Here is a 6,103-nt window from a genome sequence, read left to right as displayed (position 1 = left end):
GGCCCACTGGGCGTCGGTGAGGGCGTGTCGCTTGGGTGGCATCGGCGTGGCTTGGAAAAGCGCCGAAGTTACCTCACCTTTTCCAGACAGAGCCTAGTCATAACATTTTTCGAAGTAACATTTTCGCAGGAGGTAGCGCTCTTTCTGGCGGAGGTGTTCACCTTCGTGGCATCAGCGGTGACGATATGCCTAGCGAAGCCCGAAGTGATGGAAATGTCATCAACACTTCCTACAGGGATGAACTAGTCACCTTCGCATTAATGGGAGGGGCGGTCGGAAGCTTACCTCAGTTCGGAAACAGCCTGGGTGGAACACTACTTTTCTCGGGTGCCGAGCGGTGGATGCTCCAAAAGAATAAGTCGATTCCCAGCGGTGAGCGATAGCTCGACTGCGCGGCTGCCGTTGGCGGTCAAACCTACACCCTCCGCAGTCTGTATACGTTCAGCGATTGCCTACGGATCAGCTTGGGAGATTGGTCAAGCTTATCGCAAAACAACTCGATGGACCTCATCATCACCAATCAGATCGACGATAACCCGTTTTCCCCGTACACGACAGGGTGGTCCAACCTCTCCGCCTGCGGAGGCTGCGTCGAAGTACAGACCTCGAAGCAAGCACTCTGGGATGAGGGCCTCATGATCGAGCGCGTCTGGTCGCTCGACGCACCAAGCTCAAACCCTCGCGCACTTCGTGACATCATTGTGAGCGATAACAACTTGGTTACGAGCGCAACTTGCGACGCGCTAAATCCGCTAGTCAGCCCCACGCAGGCAGAGCTGTACGACGGAGACCTCTGGTCGCCCGAAAACAAAACGCAGCTCTCCCCGTGGACGCGTCCCAACGTGTTTGGCTACACCCGGCTCGCGGATATCCCACCCGACTACGTCCGCACCGGGTGGCCCGCCCTCGACGACCTGCGCTATGTGGGCACGAGCAAGGACATCCGGTTCGAGTACTACGACGACCTCACCGCGCTGCCTGCACTCATGATCCGCGAGGACTCCTGGTTCGACGCCGCCATGGACGGCTTCGTCTTCGCCCCTGCTCTGACCGTCACCAACGGGGCCACGCTCACCATTGAGGACGGCATCACGCTCACGTTCGACGAGGACCTCATCGTGGAGGCCGGGGCACGGCTCAATGTTGGAACAGGCGTAGAGTTAAGGTTTGCCCCGGGGAAGCGGATTGTTAACTCGGGGGATTTTGACGCCGACGGGGTCGTATTCACGCCTGACCTCTCGACCTCTGGATGGAGCGGCATCCGCTACGAACCCGGCTCCACTGGCACGATGAGTGGCAGCGTGGTAGAAGGCGTAAGTGGCTGGGGATCCTATGCCGTTCGCATCAACAACGCCTCCCCCACGATCACTGGCTCTCAAATCCGTGACAGCGCGTCGCCCAGTGCCTCCGGAGGTATGTACGTGACAGGCTCCAACGCCGACCCTTACCTTTTTCAGAACAGCATAAGCAACCTCACCTCGTATGGAGTCGTAATTACTGGCTTAGCTTCGACTCGGCTTCGCACGAATTCGATTGTGAACAACACGGGGGAAGGTCTACTCGTCGGAGCGTTCTCAGAGGCGCTCGTCTACGGCGAGAACACATTCACCAGCAACACCCGTGATGGCATTGAAGCCGCACGCGGCCAAGTCTACCTCGGACGCTACTACTACCCTACTGGGGGGTACCACGCGGATGGTTACAACGTCATCGAGGCAAACGGGACGCATGGCCTCTACGCACGCAACCAAGGCTTCATCGGGGCAGGCAACAGCAACCGGGGACGCTACAACACGATTCTGAGCAACATCGGTGACGAGGCGCGAGCCTCAGGCACCTCGTCGAGCGTGTTAGCGAGCACAAACTGGTGGGGGCAGCCTGTGGCGAACGACCCCGGAAGCGTGCTCACGACGACGTACACGCGGGAAACAAGCAGTGGCAGCATCTCTATCGTGGATGTGTGTGACACTGAGCCGGGTCCGGACCTACAGTTTGGACCACCCAGCAATGATCCGCCTGGCTGCCTCAACCCCCAGAGCACGAGTTCAAGCTTCTTGCGCATGGCCGGAGGTTCTGCGGCGTCTGAGTCACAGCACCAGCGTTACGGCCTGGAGAATTGGGACGAGACGGTCGTGGTAGATCCATGGCGGGCGCTTGACCATCTGGATGCGATCGTACGTGAAGGTGGAGCAGACGTGGCGTCGGCGTTCGCGGAGATGGTACGCGTGGCTGACTATCACAATCATCCTGGCTGGCTCGATGTCGCTGAGCCGGACGCACCGCGGACTGAGATGCCTCCCCGGGTCGCGCACGACGGTGCTGCTCTCAGGGCATCCACCCGTGACCGGCTGGAAGCTTACAGGACCAGGGAGCGCACGGAGGAGCAGGCCTGGGCAAGCGTCGCTCTCATCGGGACGTATTTGCGTGAAGGCGACGCAGATCGCGCCCTGAAAGAGGCCGATGAACTGCTCCGTACGGTAGAGGGTCTGAGCGACGAGGACTGGACCGCTGTAGTGGGATTCGCCTATGCCGCGCAGGTTTACACCCGAGCGGAAGCGGGAGACGTAAAGGGGGCCGAGGCCGCTCTTGCTGCTTGGCAGGCGGCGACACCCGACGATCCAGAGGTAGCCCTGGCTGCCGACCGCCTGGCTATGGCGAAGGAAAGCACGGGAAACCGGGTGCGCGTTGCCCCGGAACCGGCGGTTCGCCTCGAATCGGAGGCCCGGCCTGAGGCATTCCAACTGGGAGCACCGTATCCGAACCCTGCTGGTGAGACGGTGACGGTGCCACTGGCGCTGCCCGAAGCTGCCGGGGCGCGTGTGATCGTCTACGACGTGCTCGGCCGTACCGTGGCCGTGCTCGCCGAGGGGCGACGCGACGCCGGGACGTATGACCTCACCGTAGCGACACGCGACCTGGCGGCTGGGGTGTACGTGGTACGCGTGGTAAGTGAGTCGTCGACGGCGGTGCAGACGTTCACGGTGGCGCGATGAGGAGGGCTGTCCCGGTTGTGTTGGGAGTCCTGCTCGCTTTGGTGAGCATTACTCCGCTGCACGCCCAAGAGGTCATCTGGGAGTTCATCGGGCCTGCGCCTTTGCCCGTTGATGCCATCGTGCTCAAAAATGGCACCACGCCGGATGGGAGTGCTGACACGCTCTATGCGACAGGAAGCGGATCTGTGGAACTCCGCCGCATCACCTCAGACGACACCTGGAGCGAATCGCTCAAAGGGCGCGCTCTCACACCTGATCTGTTGGGGCTCACAGCGGAAGGTTACCTCCTCACCCATGCAAACGCGATCATTGACCGTTCGACCGACGGCGGCCAAACCTGGGAATTAGAGGTATACCGCGAGAACCGGGTCTCGTGCTTCCTTCAGACGACGCTGCCGGTCTTCGCTGGGGCCGTGCTTGCCTGCCGCCGCATCGCCGCCCTCTTGCGCTCCGACGACGCAGGAGCCACCTGGACTACCGCTCCGATCACCCCCATCTCGGGCGAAGGCACCGGCTCGCTCTGGGAGTTCGCAGAGGTGCCCGTGTCCGAGGCGCTGCCCGCGGGGCGCCTGCTGGCCGCCACCAACCTAGGCGTGCTCTACTCCGACGACGGGGCCGTGACCTGGCAGACCTCCGACCTCTGGCGACGCGGCGAAACCTACTTCCTCGCCCGGCACGACGACCCGGCCCATGCATTCGGCGGCCCCATCTACGCCTCGGCTCCCGCCGTCACCGTAGAGGCCCCGCCGTCGCTGTGGGCGAGCGAGGACGGCGGGGCGACGTGGGAGCAACGCACGGTCTTCGACATGGCGAGCTACGGCTTCCGGGAGCCCTACACCCGCTCGCCCGTAGTCGCGGGTGCCGACGGGTCGGTATGGATGAGCCTCAATCAGGTCGGGCCGAATCCCAACGTCGGTGTGATGGTGCGCAGTAGTGATGGTGGACACACGTGGCAGACGGTAGGTGACACACCGGAGGGCGATCCTGGCGAGGGTGATGGCTGGGGTGGCTTCGCGGCCAACGACCTGTTGATCGACCGGAAGGGGGTACTGTGGGCAGCAACCGAACGGGGCGTCTACCGCACGACCACGTCAGTGGTAGTGGTTACTGCCGAGGAGCCGCTGCCGGGAAAGCCCGCTGAGGCATTCCAACTGGGAGCACCGTACCCGAACCCTACTGGTGAGACGGTGACCGTGCCACTGGCGCTGCCCGAGGCCGCTGAGGCACGCGTGGTCGTCTACGACGTGCTCGGTCGCGTCGTGGCCGTACTTAGTGACGGGCCGTTGGAGCCGGGGCGTCATACCTTCGAGATGACCACGACGACGCTCGCGGCGGGCGTCTACGTGGTGCGTGCCGTGAGCGGCCAAGGTGTCGCCACGCAGACGTTCACGGTAGCTCGGTAAACAGATCTGATGACTCGATGAGGCTATTCCTCTCGGTCGGCCTGGGTGTGACGCTGGTGCTGACAAGCGCAGCTGCGCTGCATGCCCAGGAAGTCACCTGGGAGTACGTTGGCCCCGTTGAGGGCCTAGCGGAGCGCCTCGCGCTTGCAGCTGGGCCAACCGTTGCCACGGATACCGTCTTTGTGGCTGGGGGGGGCACGGATCTGCGACGCTATCCGCCAGGCGGCCCCTGGAGCGGGGCGTTACACAGTCCTGCGCTCCCAGCTGTGGACTTCGTTCTGACCAAGGAGGGCTACTACCTCGTCGAGTCGATTCCTATGGATCGCTCAACCGACGGCGGACGCACTTGGCTGCGGGGTGTCTACGACAGCAACCAGATCTCGTGCTTCTTGCAGACGACACTACCTGTCTTCGCAGGAGCCGTGCTTGCCTGCCGCCGCATCGCCGCGCTTTTGCGCTCCGACGACGCCGGGGCCACCTGGAGCACGCTGCCCATAACACCCATCTCGGGCGAGGGTACCGGTTCACTCTGGGACTTCGCCGAGGTGCCGGTGTCAGCGAAGTTGCCAGCGGGGCGGCTGCTCGCGGCCACGAACCTGGGCGTGGTCTACTCCGACGACGGCGCTGAGACTTGGCAAACCTCCAACCTGTGGCGGCGCGATGCCGTACGGGTCCTCGCACACCACAAGAATCCTACCCACCCTTTCGGGGGCACCATCTATGCCTCCGCCGATGCCGCAACGGCCGAGAGCCCCCCGGCGCTGTGGGCCAGCGAGGACGGCGGCGCGGCATGGGCACAGCGCATCGTCTTCGACATGCCGAGCTACGGCTACGAAGGCCCGTACCCGCCCGCTTCCTTGACGGTCGGTGACGACGGCTCGATCTGGATGGGCCTCAACGAGGTTGCGCCGGGCCCTGACCTGGGCACGCTGGTTCGGAGTGAGGACGGCGGGACGACGTGGGAGACGGTGGGGACGCCGCCAGAGGAAGGCGGGACAGACGGCTGGGGCGGGTTCGCGGTCAACGATCTGTTAATCGACCGGCGGGGCGTGCTGTGGGCGGCGACCGACCAAGGCGTCTATCGCACCACGACGGCAGTGGTTGCCGTGGCTAGCGAAGAGTCGCCGCCGGGAAAGCCCGCTGAGGCGTTCGAGTTGGGAGCACCGTACCCGAATCCCACACGGGAGGCCGTGACGGTGCCGCTCATGCTCGCCGAGGCCGCCGCAGTGCACGTAGCGGTATACGACTTGCTCGGGCGGCAGGTAGCGCTTCTGCACGACGGTGTGCTCGTAGCAGGCTCAAACGCACTCGCGTTCGAGACGACGGGACTGCCTGCGGGCGTCTACGTGGTGCGGGCGAGCGTCGGGGATGTGACGGAGACGCGGCGGGTGACGGTGGCGCGGTGATGCGCACCCTTTGCTTGACCGGCGGGTCGCGAGTCAATAGTCGAGAATCGATATCCAAAAAGACGGCGTCCGCACCACCCCTGATACGGACGCCGTCGGGAAGCGGGGACCACCAGCACGGAGGTAGCAGTTGTGCCAAGCGTTCGCTTCGAGGCAGTAACGTGTGTCGGGGAGGGGTTCGTATGCGCCGCAGAGACGTCACCCATGCGTGACGCCCAGCGTGCCTAAAGCGGGGGCGAAGCCTACAGGTTGGCTGCGAACCCGCCGGGCCGGTGGTTTGGCCCCGTCCTTGCGTCGTGGG

The 6,103-nt window shown here is 63.8% G+C and carries 4 protein-coding genes; all 4 read left to right on the top strand.

Translation table 11 applies throughout. From position 1 onward, the window contains the following. On the top strand, window positions 1-246 hold a 246-nt coding region (locus AAFU51_10785; protein MEO1571745.1), incomplete at its 5' end, for a hypothetical protein. A 254-nt stretch (window positions 247-500) separates the two neighbouring features. Beyond that, window positions 501-2,993 carry a right-handed parallel beta-helix repeat-containing protein gene (locus AAFU51_10780; protein ID MEO1571744.1) on the top strand — a complete coding sequence of 831 codons (2,493 nt, stop codon included), beginning with the start codon at window positions 501-503 and terminating at the stop codon, window positions 2,991-2,993. 41 nt (window positions 2,994-3,034) lie between these two features. Next, on the top strand, window positions 3,035-4,396 hold the full coding sequence (locus AAFU51_10775; GenBank protein MEO1571743.1) for a T9SS type A sorting domain-containing protein: 1,362 nt from the start codon (window positions 3,035-3,037) through the stop codon (window positions 4,394-4,396). A gap of 17 nt (window positions 4,397-4,413) precedes the next feature. Further along, a complete protein-coding gene (locus AAFU51_10770) occupies window positions 4,414-5,802 on the top strand; it encodes a T9SS type A sorting domain-containing protein (GenBank protein MEO1571742.1) in 1,389 nt (462 codons plus the stop codon). Window positions 5,803-6,103: the final 301 nt, after the last annotated feature.

The sequence above is a fragment of the Bacteroidota bacterium genome, from assembly GCA_039821555.1.
GTDB lineage: Bacteria > Bacteroidota > Rhodothermia > Rhodothermales > Rubricoccaceae > JBCBEX01.
This window is presented reverse-complemented; position numbering and strand designations above follow the sequence as displayed.